Genomic DNA, 20,969 nt, shown 5'->3' with positions numbered 1-20,969 from the left:
CCAGAGCGAAACGTGGTCGGGCAGGACCTCGGGCCATCCGACCGCGCCGAAGAAGATGGCGTCGTAGCCGCGCAGGGTTTCCTCCCAGTCCGCCGGCATCATCGTGCCGTGCCGCTGCCAGTAGTCGGCGCTGGCGAACCCGAACTCGTCGAATTCCAGGCTGATCCCGAAGCGGCTCGCGGTGGCGTGCAGCGCTTCGAGGCCGGCGGGCACGACCTCCCTGCCGATGCCGTCGCCGGGAATCACGGCGATGCGGTGCCCGCTCACCGGCCCTCCCGCAGCGCGCTGAGCCCACCCTGGGCGTCGGACAGGGCGAGGTGCTCGGCAGTGACCTCGTCGCGGGCGCGCAGGGCGCGGACCAGGGCGCGGTGGCTCGTGTACCGGTCCAGGCCGAACGTCTCGTCCTCGGCGACACGGCTCAGCAGCAGCTCACGGCGGTGGGTGCGGCTGAACACACGGCTCTGCTCGAGCATGCGGACCAGCACCGGGTTGTGGGCGCAGGCGCTGACCGTGTCGTTGAACTCCTGCATGGTGTCGAGCAGTTCGGCGAGATGCCGGTCAGTGGGTTGGTCCTGGCGGCGGCGCTCCTTGAGCAGGATGAGCAGGTCGTCGGCGCGGTCGAGGAGGGCGTCGAGGGCGTCGAGTTGCTCTGCGGTGGCGTGCCGGGCGGCGAACCGGGCGACCAGGCCCCGCAGCCCGACCTCGACCTCCGCGAGATCGTCGATGGCGGCGCCGCGGATCGCGGCGACCAGCACCGTACGCGGTCCGATCCGCTCGATGAGACCGTCGATCTCCAGACGGCGCAGCGCCTCACGGACCGGGGTGGGGCTGATGGCGAGCCGGTCGGCCATCCCTCGCTCGGTCACCCTCTCCCCCGCCGCGAGCTCGCCGCTGGCGATCGCGGTGCGGACATGTCGGTACGCCTGGTCGGCGAGGGTCTCAGCGGAGTTCATGTCGGCACCATATCGCATGCCATGGCGAACCTTCATTGCAACTATTGATTCTTTTGCTACATCAAAATAGCGTGCCATCGAACACGTGGAGGTCACATGACTGAAGCCCCTCGAAGGATCACGCTCTTCATCGCTCTCACCCTGTTCGCCCAGGAAGCGGCCTGGAACTTCTACGACAATCAGGTCCCCGTGCTGCTGCGCGAGCACGTCGCCAGCGCCGCACTGGTCGGTGCGCTCATGGGCATGGACAACCTCCTCGGCATCTTCGTCCAGCCGTGGATCGGCAATCGGTCGGACAACACCCGCACCCGGTGGGGACGGCGCGTGCCGTACCTGGCGGTCGGCATGCCCCTGGCGGCGCTGCTGTTCAGCTTTCTGCCGTGGACCAACTCGGCTGCCATGCTCATCGCGGTCATGGTCGGGTATGCACTGGTCGCCAACACCATGCGCCCGCTCTCCGAGTCGCTGGTGCCGGACTTCATCGCGCCGGAGCGGCGCAGCCGCGCCAACGCCATCGTCAAGATCGCCACCGCGTTGACCATCATCGTCGCGTCGCTGATCAGTATCTTCGTCATCGACGAACACCCCCGGGCGGCGTTCGCCATCCCGTCGGCGATCCTGCTGCTGGTCACCGCAGTGGTTGTCGTCAAGGTGCGCGACAACCGTTCGGCCGCCTACCAGGCCGCCGAAGCCGAGGACGCGACCGCCGGACCGGAGGCGGCACGCATACCGTTTCGGCAGGTCATCACCGAGTTGATCACCGACCACGACCGGCGTCGGCTCCTGCTGCTGCTCACCATCATGCTGTTCGGCGGCGCCTGGTTCGCCTCACGGTCGCTCGTTACCCCGTACGGCATGGAGACCCTGGGGCTTTCCCGCGGCGAAGCCGGCGGCCTCACGCTGCCCAGCGGCATCGCCTACGTGATCGCCGCCTACCCGGCCGCGCTGCTGGCCGAACGTTTGGGCCGCTTGAGGATCATGGGCGCCGGGATGGCCCTGTTCGCCGGCGCGATGGTCGCCGGTGCCCTGTTCCGGACCACCACGGCGACGGTCGTCGTCTTCTGTGTCGCCGCGGTCGGCGCCGCCGCCTTCCTGATCAACGCCGCCGTCGCACTGTGGAACCTGGCCCCGTCCAGCCGGGTGCTCGGCACCTACACCGGCCTGTACGCGGTCTCCTGGTATCTCGGCGGCTTCGGTGGCCCCGCCCTGATCGGCGGCGCTGTCGACCTGACGGGCTGGAACCTGCTGATGCTTCACATCGCGGTACTCGCCGTCCTCCCCCTTCTCGCCCTGCTCCGACTCGGCCGCCTCCAGTCCCTGGCCGTCACCCCGATCCTGAAGTAGAGCCCGATGCCAACCATTTTGATCACCACCGACTATCTGACCCCGGGCGACGAGGTCGACGCCTACCTCACCGGGCTCGGCTTCATCACCCGCCACGATCCGATGCGCGGCATGCGCACCGCCGAGCAACTGGTCACCGCCCTGGACGGCGTGACGGGCGCGTTGGTCGCCAACGAACCGCTGACCGCCGAAGTGCTCGGCCGGGCATCGCAGTTGCGGGCCGTCGTACGTACCGGCGTCGGATATGACTCCGTCGACGTCGCCGCCGCGTCGCGGCACGGCATCAGCGTCAGCAACCTTCCGGGTATCAACGCCAACGCCGTCGCGGAGTACACCATCGGGCTGCTGCTCGTGCAGGCCCGCAATCTGGCCGCCACGGCCGCCGGGGTCGCCGCGGGCCGTTGGCCCCGTCGCGACGGCTTCGAGCTGCGCGGCAAGACGCTCGGCATCATCGGGCGCGGAGCGGTAGCCCAGCGGGTACGGCCACTCGCCGAGGCGTTCGGCCTGAACGTGCCCGAGGGTCTCCCCCTCGAAGAACTGCTGCGCGTCTCGGACTTCGTGTCGATCCACACAGCACTTACCGACCGGACCTGGCACCTGATCGACGCCGAGGCCCTGGCGACCATGAAACCGACCGCGCACCTGATCAACACCGCACGCGGCGGCATAGTCGACGAGAACGCCCTGGCCGACGCCGTCCTCACCGGCCGGATCGCCGGCGCGGCCCTGGACGTCACAGAGACCGAGCCGCTGCCGTCCGGCAGTGTGCTGCGCGGCGTCGACGGGATCACCGTCTTCTCGCACATGGCCGGGCAGACGGCCGAGGCCCGCCGCGCCGCCGGTATCGAGGGCGCCCACGAACTGGTCGCCGCCCTCGCCGGGCACCCCGCGCACGCCGTAGGAGGACCACCGTGATCAGCACCGACGTCAACACCGCCGGTACCGGACCGGCCGAGGATCGTCGCCACCGCCGCAGTCACCCGGGCCGGCCGGTGATCCTCCCCGACCAGGCAGCCCAGCAGAACCTCGGCGGGCGGACAGTCTCCGGCCACCAGTCGGCCCACGCCATCAGCTACGTCAAGACACAAGGAGCAAGCCGGTGAACGAAGTACGTGTCCTCACGCCGGTCGGCATGCTCGGCGCGGGATTCCCGCCCGAGACCCTGACCCGCGGCCTGGAACTGGGCGCCGACGTGATCGCCGTGGACGGCGGCTCGACCGACTCCGGCCCCTACTACCTGGGCGCCGGCATCGCCAAGACCGCCGCCGCGGCCGTCGCCCAGGACATGCGGCTGCTCCTGCGTGCTGCCGCCGGCTCGGGAATCCCGCTGATCATCGGCTCCTGCGGAACCAGTGGCACCGACTCGGGCGTCGACTGGGTCGCCGACATCACCCACGGCATCCTCGCCGAGGAGGGCCTCGACCTGAAGGTCGCAACCATCTACAGCGAGCAGCGGGCCGCCGATCTCAGCGCGCGGCTCGACCGGATCCACCCGCTGCCGCCGACCGGTCCACTCGACGCCACAACGCTCGACAGCTGTCGGCACATCGTCGGCATGATGGGCCACGAGCCGATCGCGGCGGCCCTCGAGGCCGGCGCCGACGTGGTGCTCGCCGGGCGCGCCACCGACACCGCCATCGCGGCCGCGTTCCCACTGATGAAAGGCATGCCGGCCGGGCCCGTCTGGCACGCGGCGAAGATTGTCGAGTGCGGCGGGCAGTGCACCACGAACCCGCGCGCCGGCGGAGTGCTGGCCACCATCGACGCGACCGGCTTCACGATCGAGCCGCTCAGCGCGGACAACGCGTGCACACCGGCGTCGGTCGCCGCGCACATGCTCTACGAGACAGTCAATCCGTTCACCATGTCTGAGCCAGCCGGCACCATCGACGTGTCGGAGGCCGTCTACGAGGCCCTCGACCCGCGTCGGGTGCGGGTGGAGAACTCCCGATTCCTGCCCGCCGACCAACACACGATCAAACTCGAAGGGGCACGGATCACCGGGTACGAGACCATGTCGTTCACCGCGATCCGGGACCCGCACATCCTCGGGCAGATCGACACGTGGGCGGCCCTGATGCGCAAGATGATCGGCGAGTGGGTGAGCCGCACCCTCGGCCTGGGAGGCGACGACTACGCCTTCGACCTGCGGCTGTACGGCCACGACGCGATCCTCGACGGCATCGAGTTGGACCGGCGGCCACCCCGCGAGGTCGGTGTCATGCTGCTCGTGCGGGCCACCGACCAGGAGACCGCCACGGCGATCGCCAAGGTCGCGAACCCGCTCATGCTGCACCTTCCGACGCCGGACATGAACTATCTGCCGAGCCTCGCGTTCGCGACCTCGCCGGCCGAGACCGAGCGTGGCGCCGTCTACGAGTTCACGCTGCACCACGTGGTCGAGGTGGACTCCCCGACCAGCATGTTCCGCATCAACCTGCCGGAGGACGACGATGCCTGAGACCCGTACCATCGCCGATCTGGCCCTCGAGGTCCGGTCCAAGAATGCCGGCCCGTTCTGGGTGACGATGGAACTGTTCATGCGCGACACGGTCGGCTACAGCATCGTCGCCGACCCCGGCTACGTCAACGCGTCCGCGATCGCCCGGCTGTACGGCGTCGACGCGGACACCGTACAGATCTTCCGCATCCCGGCGCTGAATGTCGTCAAGATCTCGTTCCCGCGCCCGGTCCCGCAGGGCAGCCTCCGCGACCGCGACGTCCACGCAGGACAGCACCACGTGCCGCTGGCACTGTTCCCCCTCCCGGACCTCTGATCAACTTCGGGCTCAACGTGCGTCGGTGAAAGCAGTCGGCACGACGGGTGGTGGCCGTGGCCCGTGCCGACGAGTCGGGGGCGCACAGTCGGGCCGCGGTTTCTCGAACACCGTCTGTGTGCAAAGGTGTTCGCGGGAACTCACTGTCACAGGACGGTCGCCATAGGTATGCGCGGCGCCCAGGTCTACGAGCCTGACGGTCGATTAAGTTCCCGCACACTTCGAGGAAACTCGGCCCCACCGGCGCTGCCGCCGTTCACTCCGGCGAACGGCGGTGGCAAGCCGATCTCCTTGGCCGCACCGTCCACGGCCGCCCGGTATGCCCAAGAGCGTCGCCGGTGCCATCGTCGCTGAGGTCCAACGGCTGTCGCCGCCGTCGGCGAACTCCATCGAGAGCTGGCGTACGGCGGATTAAGATCCCCTCCTGCCTCCGAATCCTCATGGTGCGCTGCCCGGCCCCAGCACGACGCCCTCGGCCCGATCTGTCTCAAGGTCTTCGAGGAGAAGATCAGCGGATAGCTCGCCGTCGAAGACCGGCCCGGCCTGACCGCTGCCCTCGACTACCTCCGCGACGGCGACATGCTCACCGTCCAGGAAGTCGACCGCCTCGGCCGCAACCACCTCGAAGGGCTGATCGTCCTCAACGACCTCTTCCAGCGCGCCGACCAAGCCCTACTAGTTCAGGCAGTGTCCGCTTCGCCCACCGCATCCCGATGGCAGCCGGCTGCTCCGCCCGCTCCGGAGCCGGCATCGCGGCCCCGCTGTGCCGGTTGCCCATCCACGCTCCGAGCCCAAGCTCCCGCTGCCGCTGGTCATCGCCGACGGCCCGCTCGACGTGCCGTACGCAGCCAGCCCGCGGGCGGACGCCGTCACGAGGCCCGGGCTCCTTTGCCGAGCGGCGAGAAGCGTCCACTTCCGGTCGAGCGCGAGCCCCTTCTCGTCCTCTTGACGCAATCCCTCTCCTTCTTTATAGTCACTATGACTCTAATGAAGAGAGGGGTTCATGGCCGACATCACCAAGCGCTTCGGCTGGCGTCACCTGCGGGCGGCGCCCACGGCTCACATACGGCACCACCGTTCGGGGCGGCTCACGCACGACGGTCCCGGGCTGAGCTTCTGGTTCCGGCCGCTGGCCGCCGCGCTGTCCGAAGTGCCGGTCGACGACCGGGAGCTGGCGATGACGTTCCACGCCCGAACCGTCGACTTCCAGGACGTGGCCGTGCAGGCGACGGTCACCTACCGCATCGCCGACCCCGCTGTCGCAGCCGAACGGCTCGACTTCTCCGTCGATCCCGACACCGGGGTGTGGCGCGGCGCCCCGCTGGAGCAGCTGGCCACGCTGTTGACCGAGAGCGCTCAGCAGCACGCTCTCGAGGTACTGGCCCGCACGCCCCTTGCGGCGGCTCTCGCCGAAGGCGTGCCCGCGGTACGCGAGCGGGTGCTCCAGGGACTCGGCGAGGAGCCGCGGCTGCCCGCCACGGGAATCGAGATCGTCGCCGTCCGCGTGATGGCGGTGCGGCCCGAGCCGGAAGTGGAGCGTGCCCTGCGCACCCCCGCCCGGGAACTGATCCAGCAGGAGGCCGACCGGGCCACGTACGAGCGGCGAGCGGTCGCCGTGGAGCGTGAACGCGCCATCGCCGAGAACGAGTTGGCCAGCCAGATCGAACTCGCGCGGCGTGAGGAGCAGTTGGTCGAGCAGCGCGGTGCCAACAGTCGCCGGGAGGCGGAGGAGAAGGCGGCGGCCGACGCGGTCCGGGTCGGCGCCGAGGCCGAGCGGGCGGTGCGCCTCGCGCAGGCGGAGGCGGAGGGCGCCCGTGCGGTCGGCGAGGCCCGCGCCCAGGCGCAGGCGGCCTGGCTGCGGGTGCACGGCGACGTGGACGTGGCGGTCCTGCACGCCCTGACCGGCACCCGCCTCGCCGAGAACCTGCCGCGCATCGACAGCGTCACCGTCTCCCCCGACGTACTGACCGGGCTGCTCGCACGGCTCGGTGCGGGCCAGGAGCCGGCGGCGTGAGCCTGGCGCCCAGGGCCGTCCTCGTGCATCGCGCCACCGAGTACGAGGAGTTGGTCGCCCGGCACGGCACGCATGGGCAGGCGGCGTTCTTCCTGTCCTCGCGGGGCCGGTCCATCGAGGAGGTCGTCGAGCGGCATCACCGGACGGAGCGGGCGCTCGCGCTCGTGTCGGCCGCGGTGCCGCTGAGCTGGCGGCGCGCGCAGGTGGAGCGGGCGGACCTGGACCGTTTCCTGTTCGGTCCCGAGGACGTCGTGGTGGCGGTCGGGCAGGACGGGCTCGTGGCCAACGTCGCTCAGTACGTCGGTGACCGGCCGGTGGTCGGCGTCGACGCCGATCCCGGCCGCAATCCGGGTGTCCTGGTACGGCACCGGCCGGCGGACGCCGCCCGGCTGCTGCCAGCCGCCTTCTCCGCCTCGGCGGGCGGGGACGAGCTGAGCATGGTCGAAGCCGTCACCGACGACAGGCAACGCCTGGTGGCGCTCAACGAGATCTACGTCGGTGCGGCCGGTCACCGCACCGCCCGGTACCGCCTGGGTCTCGACGGCGACAGGGGTGCCGTCGAGACCCAGGCCTCCTCGGGGGTACTGATCGGCACGGGAACGGGGGCAAGCGGCTGGCTCCGGTCCGTATGGCAGGACCGGTCCACCCAGTGGGAGCTGCCGCACCCCACGGAGGCCCGGCTCGCCTGGTTCGTACGCGAAGCGTGGCCGTCCCCCACCACGGGAACACACCTGAACGCGGGCGAACTGTCGGCGGACGCGCGGCTCACGGTGACCGTGGAGTCCGAGCGCCTCGTCGCCTTCGGGGACGGCATGGAGAGCGACGCGCTCGAACTCACCTGGGGCCAGACGATCCGCCTCGGCCTGTGCCCCACGAAGCTACGCCTGATCGGCTGACGGCCCAAGCACGGTGTCGTCCCTTTCTGGTACTGCTACACCGTGCTCATCAGCACCTGCTGCTCTCGTCTACGCCACGCTCCTGTTTGCAGAAACCTGGCCGTCGTGGACCTCCTACAACGAGGTCGAGTGGGAGTTGCCCGCGGGGGTCGAGCGGCCGGCGCGGGTAGGTGATCTCCGAACCATCCGTTCGCGCCTGGACGAGTGTGCTGTCGCGAGCGCATCGTCGAGATGGTTCCCGACCAGCGGTTCAGCTACGAACAGGCCGCAGGATTGTTGTCCGTGGACGGGCCTGCCTGAGTACTTCGGCTCGTGGAAGGGAGCCCACAATCGGCTGCGGAAGTGGGATGCCGACGGCGCCTGGGAGAAGGTCTTCACCGCTCTGCTCGCCCAGGCCGACGCCGTAGGCGACGTCGACTGGATCGTCTCGGTCGACTCCACGATCGTCGGGCGCACAGCACGCCGCCGGGGCTCGTCAAAGGGGGCCCGGCGGGCGAGCCGGACGACCATTCCGGCCGCGCATCCCATGGCTCACAACGGGCCGTGATCGATAGGCTGGGATGTCGAAGCTTGGGAGGATCCGGCTGTGTCGTTGAGCTACTACGTGTACATCTCCGACAGCAAGGTCGACATGCTGTTGCCGCAGATCGACCCCGGGTTCGGGGCCAAGCGTCAGACGGAGGTAGGCGTGAATCTCTCCGTGCTGTCGGCGAAGCGCACCACCGAGGGCTCGCCGAACGACCGGATCACTCGTCTCGAGGCAGTCGTCCGGCACCTCCGCGACCACGGTGACCTCGGCACGGTGGACGCACCGGGCCAGTACTTCTGGGGCTCGCTGCGGATGCGCTGGGGCTCGTTCCGCGACGACCCCGCGGCTTCCCTGGTGTTCTTCGGCGGGCGCAGCGAGAACACCGTCGTCGCCCTGGGAGGCTCGTACCGGCACGTGTACGACTACGTGCCGGACGCGGAGGCCCACGGTGTGGGGCGCTCGATGATGTCCTCCATGCTCGACGGCCTCGGGATCACCTCCGACCTGGAGGACGAGTACGTCGCCGACGCGGTGGACGGCGACCTCGACCGCGTCGACCGCGCGGCGCTGGGCCGCGTTGAGCGGGCCGTTGCGCGATTGCGCTGGCCGGCGCAGAACGTCGAGTTCGTGGCGAAGCGGCTGCTGCATGGCGAAAGCCCGGACGGCACCGGCACGTCGGTGCTGCTCGGAACACCTCTGTACGCCGCCGTGGTGGACTGACGCCGATGGCCACCTGGCGCCGCGGCGACGTCATCCTGGATCTGTACGAGGTCCTGGATGTGGTGCGCACCGGCGGGCTCGGACTGGTGCACCGGGTCCACCACCGTGGCTGGGACATCGACCTGGCGGTGAAGACCCCGCGTCCGGCCGTCGTCCGCTCGCCGGACGGAATCGGGGACTTCGAGCGGGAGGCGGAGGTGTGGGTGGGGCTGGGTCTGCACCCGCACATCGCCAACTGCGTCTACGTGCGCACCGTGGAGGACGTGCCCAGGGTGTTCGCCGAGTGGGCCGACGGCGGCAGCCTCGCGGAAGCCGTCCATAGCCGGACCCTGTACGGCGAGGATCCCCTCGCTACGCTGCTGGACGTCGCGATCCAGTCGGCCTGGGGTCTGGACCACGCGCACGAGAACGACGTCGTCCATCAGGACGTCAAGCCCGCCAACGTGATGCTGACCCGGGACGGCACGGTCAAGGTCACCGACTTCGGTCTGGCGCGGGCCCGCACGGCCGGGGACGCGGAGCCGTTCGTCAGCCGGGGCGGCCTGGACCCCGCCTACTGCTCGCCCGAGCAGGCACGGTCGCCGTCCGGGCTCACCTCGGCCACGGACGTGTGGTCCTGGGCGGTCACGGTGTTCGAGATGCTCCTGGGCAGGCCGCCGGTGCGGGACGGGACCACCGCAGGTGCCGCTTTCGAGGACTACGCCCGGTCCCGGACGCCGGGCGCGATCCAGCGGGTGCCGGTCGAGGTGCTGGACGTACTGCGCGAGTGCTTCGCTGAGGATCCCGCCGCACGCCCTTCCCGGCTCGGCCCGCTCGCAGAGCGTCTGGCCGCGGTGCACCGGCGCGAGGTCGGCCCCTATCCCCGCCGTGCCCCGTCCGCGGCCACCCTGCTCGCCGACAGCCTCTCCAACCACGCGCTGTCGATGCTGGACCTCGGTCGCCACGACAGCGCCGAGGAGCTGTGGACCCGCGCCCTGCGGGCAGATCCCCACCACCCGCACGCCCGCTACAACCGCGGACTGTACCGCTGGCGAACGGGTGTGATCACCGACGCCGAACTGGTGGACGAGCTGGAATTCGTGCGGTTCGGCGACCCCGAAGACAGCACGTACCTGCTCGCGCTGGTGCACCGCGAGCGGGGCGACGCGCTGGCCGCGGCCGAACTGCTGCGGGACGCGTCCGCACGCATGCCCCACGACCCGCAGATCACCGCCGCCCTCGCCTCGGTGCGGGAGGCGCCCGCCCCGGCCCAGTCCGTGCTGCCCGGGGAACACGACGACTGGATCAGCGCTCTCGCCCTGACGCCGGACGGCACGACCGGCATCTCGGCGGACCGTTCCGGCGGACTGCGGATCTGGGACCTGGCCACGGGGGAATGCCGCCAGGAACTGCACCTGGAGAACTACAGCGCCTCGGCGCTCGCGGTCCGCGACGACGGACGCGTCCTGGTCGTCGGCGGGGGCGCCCGGCGCGCGCTGGTGCTCGACCTCGGGGCCGCCACCGGCTTCGAACTCTCCGGCCACCCCGGCTGGGTGCTCGCGGTCGCGCTGACGCAGGATCAGCGGCACGCGGTCACCAGCGGGTACGAGGGAGAGGTCGTCACCTGGGACCTCGAGAGCGGCGAACCCGTGGAGGTCCGGCAGTTGGAGAGCAAGGCCGACTTCCTGGGCGCCCGGGGCACCCTGTGCTGCGCCGTCGACCACACACGCCGGACCAGCTCCGTGTACGACGTCCGCACAGGCGCACTGCTCCACCGCTTCGACCACGCCTGTCTGAAAGTACAGTTCACCGACGACGGCCGGCTCGTCGCGGTCACCGACGGGAGCGCCCACGTCCGACTGACCGCCCTCACCTCCGGTGACACCTCACGGGTACTGAAGACCGAATACGGCCGCACAGCTCTGAACTCGGACGGCACGGTCGGCTTCTCCAGCGGCGGACGCGCCGAGCCGTCACGGGTGTGGGATCTCCCGACGGGCCGCTGCCGCCTCTCCCTGGACGCCACACCCGACACCAAGGAGGTCGCGCTGAGCGCGACCGGCCACCGCGCGCTCACCGCCGAGGGCAAGACCGTGCGTGCATGGCACCTGCCGCCTGCCGGACCACCGGCCCCCTGGAGCTACGTCCGCCCTCACCAGGCCCGGGACGTCAGCGCCGCTGCCGCCCGAGCGGCCGAACTGCTGGACCAGGCGGTCACGCACGGCGCAGCGGGACGCCTGGAGGAGGCGGCACAGCTGATCCGCGCCGCCCGCGCACTGCCCGGCCACCGGCGCCATACCGAGCCGGTACGCCTGTGGCGCCGACTCGGTGCCCGCGGCCGCCGTAGCGCACTCGTCGACGTCTGGTCCGCGGGCCGGATCGCCCCCGACGACGACCGGTCCTGGGCCCTGGAATTCAGCGGACGCAGCCCCACCGCCCTCGCCCGGGCGGGGAACTCCGAAGCATGGGTCTTCGACGTGGAGACCGGGCAGCTGCTGCACACACTCAGCCTGCACACCGGCCACCTCAGTGCCCTGGCGATGACCGCGGACGGCCGGCTCGCGGTGTCCGGGGGCGAGGACGGCCGGGTCGTCGCCTGGCAGCCCCGCGACCGGCGCATCGTCCAGCTCTTCACCAACTCCCGCGACCACGTGTACTACGTCGCGGTCAGCGAGGACGGCCACGTGGCCCTCGCCGGGACCGCCGACGGCGTCGTCGCCGCCTGGGACATCCCCAGCGGCCGGTCCCTCGGATGCTGGGAGGCCCATCCCGGAGCCGTGCTCGACGTGGCCGTCAGCTCCGACCACCGGTACGGACTCTCCCGCGGCCAGGACGTCACCGTGAAGATCTGGGACCTGCGCACAGGCGAGCTGCGGTGGGTGCTGGGCGGGCACGAGGCGTGGATCGGTGCCGCACGGCTGAGCGAGGACGGCCGCTACGTCGTCACCGGCGGCGCCGACGCGACCGTACGCGTCTGGCGGACCGCCGACGGACAGTGCGAGGCGGTGCTCACCGGACACACCGACGCCGTGGTCGACGTCCTGCCCGGCGCTGATGGCCGGCACCTGCTGTCCTGCTCCGCCGACGGCACCGTCCGGCTGTGGGACGTGGCCGCCGCCCGCTGCGTCCAGGTGCTCACCGGACACACCGCCGCGGTGCGCAGCCTCGCCGTCACGCCGGACTTTCTCCTCGCGGCGTCCGGCGGCGAGGACTGCCGGGCACGCCTGTGGGACCTGACGACCGGCCGGGAACTGCGGACCTTCACCGGCTTCTCGACCGCGGTCACCGACGTCGAGCTGGCCCCCGACGGCGCCCTGCTCCTGGCCGGCGACGAACGCGGCCGCCTGCTGACCTGGGCTCTGGACTGGGAGTACGACTTCGGCTCGGCGACCGGGGTGCTGCGTGCGGAGTCCGAGCCCGTGATCGAGGAACTGCGGGCCGAGGTCGCCGTCGAGCTGCCCTCCCGTGACGACAGCCGCCCGGCGCTCATCGAGGCGATGGCCCGCCTCGGCGAGCGGCAGCGGAACGCTGTCACCCGCACCCTGGAACTCGCCGCCGAACTGGACAAGGTCCCCTCGCGCGACGACACCGGCTACCGCCTCTACATGCACTTCGTGGCCGAGGACCTGGCGAGCCGGGAGCCGGACAGGACACCGGGCACGGCTGAGGCGCTCACGCTGCTGCTGAGACCGGAGGCAGAACTCAACCGGTCCGAGTCCTTCTGGGCCGGCCACTTCGCCGCCGTGCTCCAGGACGACCTCGTCACGCTCGCCGAGGCCGCCCCCCTCCTGCACAGCGAGGGCGATCCGGACGCGGCCGAGCGGATCTGGCAGCTCGTGGTCGATGTGCGCTCCCACCTGTGGGACGCCGGGCACGTCGAGACCCAGCGCGCGATGCTCGGCTGGGCCGCGGTATTGATCGATCTGCGCCGGCAGACGGAAGCCCTGGCCTTGATCCGGGCGGTGACCGCGGACCGCGAACGGGACCTGGGACCGGACCATCCGGCCACCCTGGAGGCGATCACGGCACTCGCGTCCCTGCTCACCGACATGGGCGAACTGAACGAGGCCGAGCGGCTGTACGACACGCTGATACCCCAGCTCGTGAGGCGCCGCGGCCCCGATGACCTTCAGACCCTGGAGGCCCGGGTGGGGCTGGCCCGTGTGCACCGTCGGCTCGGACGGCACAGTGACGCGGCGCAGGCACTACGCGAAGTGCTGGCAAAAAGGCGGCTGCGTCTGGGCGAGCACCACGCGGACACCCTCGCTGTCCAAGCCGAATTGGACAGCGTGCCCGAGCCGGTACCGCCCAGGCCGACACGGAGGGGATGGAGGAGACCGCGATGACTGCGGACCGGTCCAGTATCGGCGCCCTGATCACCGGCACAGCGTTCATGGCGGAGGTCGGGGCGTACTTCCCCGTGAGCATGACCCTGCGCGGTGATGTGTTCGAGGCCGTGTTCATGATGCGAGAGGGCGACCTCGGGCATCGCACCCACGGGCCCTACTCGCCAGAACGGCTCCCATCCGACGCGATGGGCTGGGCCCAACTGCGGACAGGGATGGGCATGGCGGGCTACTTCCCCTCTTTCCGGATCGAGGCCGGCGGAAACTGGCCGCGTATCCACGTCGCCCTGTCGGGCACCTCTGTCCGCGGTCTGATCGTGATGCCGGAAGAGGTGACGGCGGAGGCGGTGAACGCGCCCTATCTCGGCAAGTGGCAGGACCAGATCTCCTTCGATGTGCGGATCGGGCTGGACTACCTCGCCGGCTGGCTGGGTTCCTGTCACCACGAGACAGGCGGCACGGCACCGTCGATCGATCTCGACCTGGTCTACCGGCCGTTCGACTACGAGGCGCGTCTCGCCAGGTTCGACCAGCGGATGCGCGCACTCATCCCCCCGGTGCGCCCGGTCCTCGAACTGCGTTGGCGCTCGGCGACCCCGGCCCAGCGCAGGGCGTTCGTGAAGAACCTCAAGGGCGCCCGGAAGAGCGGCTCCCGGTCCGACGCGCGCTGGAACTACAGGCTCGGCGGCATCGAGGTGGAAGTTCCGCGCTGACTCAGCAGTACACCTTCCCGGCCTTCGGCACCCGCACCGCGCGTCACACCGACGTCGGCTCCGCTGTCCTACGGGCCAACGAAGACGTCCGTGCTGCAACCGCGTCGGCCTTGTCTGATTGCATGATTCGTCGGGCTGCGCGGTGGCCGCCGTCAGGGAGCAGGCAGCCGGGCGCAGCCGGATCCTGACGAGTCCGTCAAGGCCGTCGCGGTGTGCAGCATCGCCGACGGCAAGGCCCTCACCACCGTCGCATCAGCGCTGACGACACATGCTCATCACCCCAATGAGCCGGGGCCGGTCGTCGCCGGCGGCACCCGAGGTGGTCCGCCAGCGATCACACGGGCGTGCCGTCTCGTGCGCGGGACGGCCGCGAGATCAATGTTGGGAGTCGGAGTGGTGCGTGTGAGGGTGTGCCTGCGCCGCTCGAACTCGTCGGCGTGCTCGTTCATGTAGGCGGTGGTGATGGGTTTGTTGTACTGACCGGCTGCGCAGTGCCGTGCGACGGTGCGTGAATCTGGTGGACAACCAATCGGCAGAAAGGGCGGCTACGACCGCGACACCCTCGCCGAACTGCTGTCGTACATGGACGGTCCTCGGCGGCACCGGCTACACCGACGCCGACATTCAACTCCGAACCGCGCCCTCGCCCTCCGGTCGAGCGCGCGCACCCCGGCGCTTCCGTAGGAGGGCAGGAACGCGGCGGCGGAGCGGCCCGTGCTGTGCTCCTCCCCCGAGGCGGCCGCTTCCACCACCACGACCGACAGCCGCTCGGACAGCTCCGCGGCCACGGACGCTCCGGCCATCCCGGCGCCGACGACCATGACATCACTGCTCAGCAAGGGCCCCTTCGACCGTGGGTGGGCAGACGCGGGTTCTCCCCGACCTTGGCCCTGATGGGGCCCACTCTGGTGAGTGCTCCGAGGGCGCGGCGACCGACAGATGTCAAAGGGACCGGGCCGCCGGCGCTACGGCACGGCACGTGCCCGGCCTGGTCCTGGGCAGATGCCGGCGGACCACATGGTGGCCGTCGAGCCCGGCCGGGACCGATCCGCGACGACAATCACGGGGTCGGCCCTACGGCGAGATCTTGCGAGGACGGTCCATCATGACCATGCAATCCTGGTTCACCGAAGCCAAGCTCGGCATATTCGTGCACTACGGCATCTACTCGGTCGAGGGCGTGCCCGAGTCCTGGGCCCTCTTCGACGGCGTCATGCCGCACGAGCGGTACATGAGGCAACTCGACGGTTTCACCGCGTCCGCCTACGACCCCGGCGCCTGGGCCCGGCTCTTCGCCCGCGCCGGGGCCGGGTACGCCGTCCTCACGGCACGGCACCACGACGGAGTGGCTCTGTGGGACACGCGGTTGAGCGACCTGAACGTGGTCCGGCGCACCCCCGCGAGCCGCGACCTGGTCGCCGAGTACGTGAGCGCGATGCGAGCCGAAGGGCTCAGGGCCGGTCTGTACTACTCGCACTCCGACTGGAGCCACCCCGACTACGCCTCGATACGGCACCCCCGGCCGCCCCACCCCGAACTGGTCGACAGCGGCTACGTCTCCCCCGCCCCGGGCGCCGAGGACCCCCGCGCCTGGGACCGCTACCTCCACTACCGGGACGGCCAGGTGCACGAACTGCTCACCCGGTTCAGGCCGGACCTGCTCTGGTTCGACGGCGAGTGGGAACGCTCGGCCCAGCAGTGGCGGATGTCCGAACTGGCCGGGATGATCCGACAGACGGCACCGGACACCGTGTGCAATGCCCGGCTGCTCGGCCACGGCGACTACGCCACGCCCGAACAGGGGCTGCCCATGGCCGCACCCGAGACCCCATGGGAGCTGTGCCTGACCGTCAACGACTCCTGGGGCTACCGGCCCCGGGACGACAACCACAAGAGCGTGGGACAACTCGTGCGGTACTTCGCCGAGACGATAGGCATGGGCGGCAACCTCCTGCTGAACGTGGGGCCGCGGGCCGACGGCACGATCGTCGCGGAACAGGCCCGACGGCTCGAAGGGCTGGGCGACTGGATACGGCGCCACTCAGCAGCCGTCCACGGCACCGTCGCGGGCCTGCCGCCGGGGCACCACTACGGACCGAGCACGTTGTCCGCCGACCGCCGCACGCTCTACCTGGTCTGCTTCGACCCACCGAGCGAAACGGTGGCGGTCCGCGGCCTGCGCAACGCGGTGCGCCGGGTCAGCGTCCTCGGGACCGGGACCGAACTCGCCCACCGTCGCACCGGTGGTCTGCACGACGTCCCCGGAGACCTCTGGATCGACGCGCCCGACCCGGCGGACCTCGCCCGCCACGGCAGCGTCCTCGCCCTCGAACTCGACGGAGAACTGGAGCTGTACACGGGCCGGGGCCGGGCCTGAACAAGGCGCCTCAGGAGTGTGGGTCGTCAGCCTGCATCAGCGGCGCGGCCGAGGCGCAGGGCGGAGATGAGGAAGCCGTACCGGCACTTCGCCGGCAAAGAAGAACTCGTCCTCACCTACCTCGACCAGGCGGACCTCGCCATCCGGGCCCAGGTCGCCGTTGCCGTGGCAGGCAGCCGGTCCCCGGCCGAGCCACTTGGACGGCCGGCGCCTCCACGTGTCCGAAACCACGGTCGTGTACGCCGGGGCGGCCGTGACCAGCGAGCGCTGTGGACGGTGCCGCCCGGATCCGGCGGGGCGGCCGGCTCTCGGCCGGCCGATGAGTTTCGAGCGCCCGCCCGGTCTTCAAACCCGAGGATGTCCTCCACCACCTCAGGAGAGCTGATGAGCACCGTAGTGATGCACAACGTCGTGTCCCTCGACGGCTTCATCGCCGACGCGGACGACCAGGTCGGGCCCCTCTTCGACTGGTACTCCAACGGCGACCAGGAGATCGACACCGTCGTCACCAGCACCGTGTCGGAGAAGTCGGCCGACTACGTCTCGTCGATGATGGCCGGCGTCGGCGCGCTGGTGGTCGGACGGCACGTCTTCGACATGACCAACGGCTGGGAGGGCAAGCCCCCGACCGGCGACCACGTCGTCGTCGTGTCACACCGGCCGAAGCCCGCCGGCTGGCACCCGGAGGCGCCCTTCCACTTCGTCGGCGACGTGGCCGGCGCCGTCCGCAGAGCCGCGGAGCTGGCCGGAGAGCGCAATGTGGCGGTCGCGGCCGGCGACGTCGGCGGCCAGGCCTTCGCCCTGGGCCTGGTGGACGAGGTGGCGATGGACGTCGTGCCGGTGGTCTTCGGCACCGGCAAGCGGTACTTCGGCTCCGTCGACGCCCAGCACCTGCTGGAGGACCCGCACACCGTGATCCAGGGCCGCCGTGTCCTCCACCTGCGCTACCGCGTCCGCCGACAGCCGGCGGGCACCGGCCGCTGATCCACTCCCGCGGGGCGCGGGGCGGCGTGGCCGGGGGCGGTGCTGGGGCCGATCTTCTGTGACATCGGCTCCGCGCGATACAGACAGCCTTCTTCCACCCGCGCGTCCTGCACCAGGGTGAGTCGCGCTGCCCTGAGCACGCCCCGTGGGGGCGTTCGGGTCAGTCCTCCCCAGGCGTCGGTGAGGCGAGTTCCAGGACGACGGCGGCCGTTCCTAGCGCCGGTACGTCGACCGGGACGGTGCCGTCCGGGGCCGGCCCGGCCTCGCGCGGGGACAGGCCCAGGTAGGTGGTGCGGAAGGCACGTGCCACGCTGAAGGGAGTGCTCAGGCGACAGGTGACCGGGGTGTCGGCCACCGACTGCAGACGCACCAGCAAGCGGCCGTTGTTGGGGACTGTCACCCCGACGAGCCGCACCCGGGGGTCGTTCACCGTCAGGAACCGGGTCTCGGCCGGGCCCTCGGCCCCGGCCGAGGCGCGGGCACGGACCGGGACGAGGGGGTGGCCGGTGACGGCGGCGACGCGCATGCCCAGGGCGTCGGCGTCCTCCTCGCCCGTACTGAAGCCGACGCTGTAGCGGAAGACATGGTCGAAGCCCTGCTGTGCTGGGAAGTTGGTGTCCCAGATGTTGTTGTGCACCCAGGAGAAGACCGTGGCCGGCTCCTCCTGGGGCAGCGACTGGGGATAGGGGACGTAGGGGATGGCGATCCCGCCGAGCTGGACGAGCGGGGCGTCCGTGGTGGCCAGTGCGGCGTGGCGGGTGCCGTCGCTGAGGGTGATCCAGCGCCGGACGGCGCGCATGTGGGCCGCCGAGCCCGGTACGGTCTCCCGGTCGGTGCCGAGGACGCCGCCGGTGGCCTCCGTGTGCACGACGGGGTGGTCGAGGGCGAAGGGGAAGGCGAAGTAGGCGCTTTCCTTGGTGAGGGTCGCGTCCTTGTCGATGCGGTTCTCGATGTCGACGCGGGCCGCTCCGTGCGGGAGGTGTACCCGCACCCGCAGCCGGCGGGTGCCGGCCGGGGCGCACTCGTAGACGAGGGTCTGCCCGGTGGCGTCCGTCGTGCGGTCGACGAGCGCCGCGGGCGGGGCGGTGCTGCGCGAGGCGAGCAGGTGCATCGAGTCGTCGGCCACGGTCTTGCTGGACTGGTGGTTGAACGCGCCTGCGGTGGCGTACTCGTCGTAGACGTAGCCGTTGAAGCCGACGACGGCGTCCTGGCGGACCAGCTCGCGGCCGGTGGCCCTGTCGACTATCGAGGAGACGCACGCCTCGCGCAGGTCGACCGTCACGCGCAGGTGGTCGTTCATCAGGACGGTGGCGTCGGCGGTCCCGAGCGCCGCCGCCTCGGCGTCCTGAGCCGCCGGGGACGGTGCGCCGGTGAGGATGTCCAGGCGCACGGCTCCGCACGCCGGAACGTCCGAGACGGGGACGTTCAGGAAGCGGCCGGCCGCGCGGTGGCGTTCGTTGCTCTGGGCCTCTGGTGCGTAGGGCAGCGGTTCGCCGGTGCGGGCGTCAAGGACCCGGACCGGCTCGTCGAGCGCGACCGTGCTCTCCGGGAGGAAGAGCCGGGCGGTTTCGCTCCGGGGCCAACTGCACGTGTTCACGGTGTAGAAGGACGCCACCGCGCCGGCGGCGGGGGCGAAGGCCTCGCCGAGCAGGGCGGACGCGGAGTCCAGGAGCGTCTCGGCGTCGTCGTGGGCGCGCATGGCCTGGGCGTACTTCCAGTGCCACTGCTTCTCGCCGGACCCGTGGCCGTGCTCCCCGTGGGTCCAGGGGTCGCCCGCGCCCCAGGTGTGCTCGTTGAACAGCGAGGCGGACCGGTAGACGGCCGGCGCGCCCGTGGTGACGGCCGTGCTGCCGGGGACGCCCATCAGGTGGGCGTAGCCGGCCACGGTCTGCGCCTCGGCGAGGGCCGCCTGGCCGCGCCGGGTGGCGGCGAGCGGGACGGCTCCCGCGCCGACGCCGTCGACCCACCAGTCGCTCCAGTCGCCCCGGTAGGTCTCCAGCCGGTCCCCGACGCGCTTCTCGGCGTCCTCGAAGAAGTCCTGGTTGCGGGAGGCACGCAGTTGCGGGTAGGCCCACTGGTCGTTCCAGCGGCGCACGGTGTCGGAGATGATGCGGCGCGGGGGCCCGTTGTCGGCGAACTTGCCCAGTACGCGCAGGTGCAGCACGTCCCACGGGTAGGGGTCGGCGGTGTCCGGCAGGCCGAGTGCGGGGAAGCCGGGGATGCCGCGTCCCTGGTGGGGGTAGGGGAAGCGGGCCAGGGCGCTGAGGTAGGCGGGCAGCAGGTCGTCGACGTGGTCGTAGGACTCGTCGAAGCCGAGGATGGACCCCTCCATGTAGGCGAGCCCGTGCGGGGTGTCCGTGCGCCAGACCAGGACGCTGTTGCCGCTCGGCGCCTGCCAGCGGAACAGGCGGGGCAGGTGTTCCCCGCCGACCAGGTGGGGTGCGGCGCGGCCCGCCCAGTTGTGCGCCACGGACAGGTGGCGGATGCCGTGGTCCGCGAGGACGTCGGGCAGGCCCACCACCTGGCCGGGCACGTCCGTCTGCATGGCCGTGGTGATGTCGATGCCGTGCCGGTCGCGCAGTTCCGCCACCGGACGCAGCAGTTCGTGGAGTTCGTCGGTGGAGCAGGTCTCGGTGTGCAGGTTGAACGGCATGGCCGTGAGTTCGACGCGTCCCTCGCGCACCCGGTCCAGGAAATCCTCCACCTGGCGCCGGGGGCGGTTCGCCCGCCAGTCCTGGAAGGAGTGAAACCCCTCGACGGCCCAGCGGAACCGGGCGGGTTCAGGCCAGTCGTCGGTGTCGCGACACAGCTCCAGCAGCGAGTCGAGATAGGCGCGGCTCTCGGCCATCACCCTGCCCTGCGGGTCGGTGTAGCCGATGTCGAGGTGGGAGTGCTGCACCAGGTGGAGCGTCCAGTGGCGCTGCGGGTGGGCCTCGAAAGCGAGCAGGGTGCCCTCCTCCAGCTCGGGCAGCTCGATCAGCAGCGGGGTGGGGGCGTCCACCTCCGGAACCAGGAGGCGGGTGTCTCCCCCTGGTCCCGGCACGAGCTCGCTGTGGACCGGGGTGCCCCCGCTGGTGGTGACGCGGGCCCTGGTGAGGGGCGGTCGCGGGCGGTCGCCGTCGGGGCCTTCCACCCGCAGCCGTACGGACTGCAGCAGTCCGCCCCTGGTGTCGTGGCGCAGCAGGGGCTCCCCCGACAGCCGCACCCGCAGGCCGCCGAGGCCGACGGTGGTGGCCACGCGCTCCTTGAGGAGGTCGCGCGCGATGTCGGAGTCCCACCAGGACGGCCGGGTCAGCGGTGGCTTGGGCATGTGCGTGGGTGTCCTTTGCGTCGAGGG

General features: G+C 71.0%; 16 protein-coding genes. 12 read left to right on the top strand and 4 right to left on the bottom strand.

Annotation, left to right across the window (positions count from 1 at the left end; translation table 11 throughout):
• A partial coding sequence (locus tag ACGF3J_RS31840; RefSeq protein WP_393855351.1) for an isocitrate/isopropylmalate family dehydrogenase occupies nt 1–267 on the bottom strand: 267 nt, incomplete at its 3' end.
• Nucleotides 264–953, bottom strand: a complete 690-nt coding sequence (locus tag ACGF3J_RS31835; RefSeq protein WP_393855350.1) for a GntR family transcriptional regulator — start codon at nt 951–953, stop codon at nt 264–266. The genes ACGF3J_RS31835 and ACGF3J_RS31840, both read right to left, overlap by 4 nt.
• A gap of 96 nt (nt 954–1,049) precedes the next feature.
• Between ACGF3J_RS31835 and ACGF3J_RS31830 the strand changes: the two genes are divergently transcribed.
• The 10 genes from ACGF3J_RS31830 (at nt 1,050) to ACGF3J_RS31785 (ending at nt 14,271) form a co-directional block, all read left to right on the top strand.
• On the top strand, nt 1,050–2,297 hold the full coding sequence (locus ACGF3J_RS31830) for an MFS transporter (RefSeq protein WP_393855349.1): 1,248 nt from the start codon (nt 1,050–1,052) through the stop codon (nt 2,295–2,297).
• Between the two features lie 6 nt (nt 2,298–2,303).
• Entirely contained in the window at nt 2,304–3,212 is a 909-nt protein-coding gene (locus ACGF3J_RS31825) for an NAD(P)-dependent oxidoreductase (protein ID WP_393855348.1), read from the top strand.
• Nucleotides 3,209–3,400, top strand: a complete 192-nt coding sequence (locus tag ACGF3J_RS31820; RefSeq protein WP_393855347.1) for a hypothetical protein — start codon at nt 3,209–3,211, stop codon at nt 3,398–3,400. The genes ACGF3J_RS31825 and ACGF3J_RS31820 overlap by 4 nt, the downstream gene beginning before the upstream one ends.
• On the top strand, nt 3,397–4,758 hold the full coding sequence (locus tag ACGF3J_RS31815) for an acyclic terpene utilization AtuA family protein (protein ID WP_393855346.1): 1,362 nt from the start codon (nt 3,397–3,399) through the stop codon (nt 4,756–4,758). The genes ACGF3J_RS31820 and ACGF3J_RS31815 overlap by 4 nt, the downstream gene beginning before the upstream one ends.
• Nucleotides 4,751–5,074: a DUF4387 domain-containing protein gene (locus ACGF3J_RS31810; protein WP_161328760.1), complete on the top strand. Its 324-nt coding sequence runs from the start codon at nt 4,751–4,753 to the stop codon at nt 5,072–5,074. The genes ACGF3J_RS31815 and ACGF3J_RS31810 overlap by 8 nt, the downstream gene beginning before the upstream one ends.
• A gap of 1,003 nt (nt 5,075–6,077) precedes the next feature.
• Nucleotides 6,078–7,088 (top strand): SPFH domain-containing protein, encoded by a 1,011-nt coding sequence (locus tag ACGF3J_RS31805; protein ID WP_393855345.1) that lies wholly within the window; start codon nt 6,078–6,080, stop codon nt 7,086–7,088.
• Nucleotides 7,085–7,984, top strand: a complete 900-nt coding sequence (locus ACGF3J_RS31800; RefSeq protein ID WP_161328762.1) for a hypothetical protein — start codon at nt 7,085–7,087, stop codon at nt 7,982–7,984. Before ACGF3J_RS31805 ends, ACGF3J_RS31800 begins: the two co-directional genes overlap by 4 nt.
• A gap of 586 nt (nt 7,985–8,570) precedes the next feature.
• On the top strand, nt 8,571–9,233 hold the full coding sequence (locus ACGF3J_RS31795; RefSeq protein ID WP_161328764.1) for a DUF7019 family protein: 663 nt from the start codon (nt 8,571–8,573) through the stop codon (nt 9,231–9,233).
• Between the two features lie 5 nt (nt 9,234–9,238).
• Complete coding sequence (locus tag ACGF3J_RS31790) at nt 9,239–13,558, top strand: protein kinase (protein ID WP_393855344.1); 4,320 nt, start codon at nt 9,239–9,241, stop codon at nt 13,556–13,558.
• Nucleotides 13,540–14,271: a hypothetical protein gene (locus ACGF3J_RS31785; protein WP_393855343.1), complete on the top strand. Its 732-nt coding sequence runs from the start codon at nt 13,540–13,542 to the stop codon at nt 14,269–14,271. The genes ACGF3J_RS31790 and ACGF3J_RS31785 overlap by 19 nt, the downstream gene beginning before the upstream one ends.
• A 545-nt stretch (nt 14,272–14,816) precedes the next feature.
• Here ACGF3J_RS31785 and ACGF3J_RS31780 read toward each other — a convergent pair.
• Entirely contained in the window at nt 14,817–15,092 is a 276-nt protein-coding gene (locus ACGF3J_RS31780; protein WP_393855342.1) for an FAD-dependent oxidoreductase, read from the bottom strand.
• A gap of 284 nt (nt 15,093–15,376) precedes the next feature.
• On the opposite strand from ACGF3J_RS31780, the gene ACGF3J_RS31775 reads away from it, so the two are divergent.
• The gene (locus ACGF3J_RS31775; RefSeq protein ID WP_393855341.1) at nt 15,377–16,648 is read left to right on the top strand and encodes an alpha-L-fucosidase; all 1,272 of its coding nucleotides are present in this window, start codon (nt 15,377–15,379) and stop codon (nt 16,646–16,648) included.
• Nucleotides 16,649–17,032: 384 nt separating this feature from the next.
• Nucleotides 17,033–17,632, top strand: a complete 600-nt coding sequence (locus ACGF3J_RS31770) for a dihydrofolate reductase family protein (protein ID WP_393855340.1) — start codon at nt 17,033–17,035, stop codon at nt 17,630–17,632.
• 160 nt (nt 17,633–17,792) lie between these two features.
• Here ACGF3J_RS31770 and ACGF3J_RS31765 read toward each other — a convergent pair whose 3' ends face one another.
• Nucleotides 17,793–20,942, bottom strand: coding sequence for an alpha-mannosidase (locus ACGF3J_RS31765; protein ID WP_393855339.1), 3,150 nt, complete (start codon nt 20,940–20,942; stop codon nt 17,793–17,795).
• Nucleotides 20,943–20,969: the final 27 nt, after the last annotated feature.

The sequence above is a fragment of the Streptomyces sp. NPDC048171 genome (assembly GCF_043202655.1).
In the GTDB taxonomy this organism is placed as follows: domain Bacteria; phylum Actinomycetota; class Actinomycetes; order Streptomycetales; family Streptomycetaceae; genus Streptomyces.
Note: the sequence above shows the minus strand (reverse complement) of the source record. Positions and strands in the feature narration are given on the sequence as shown.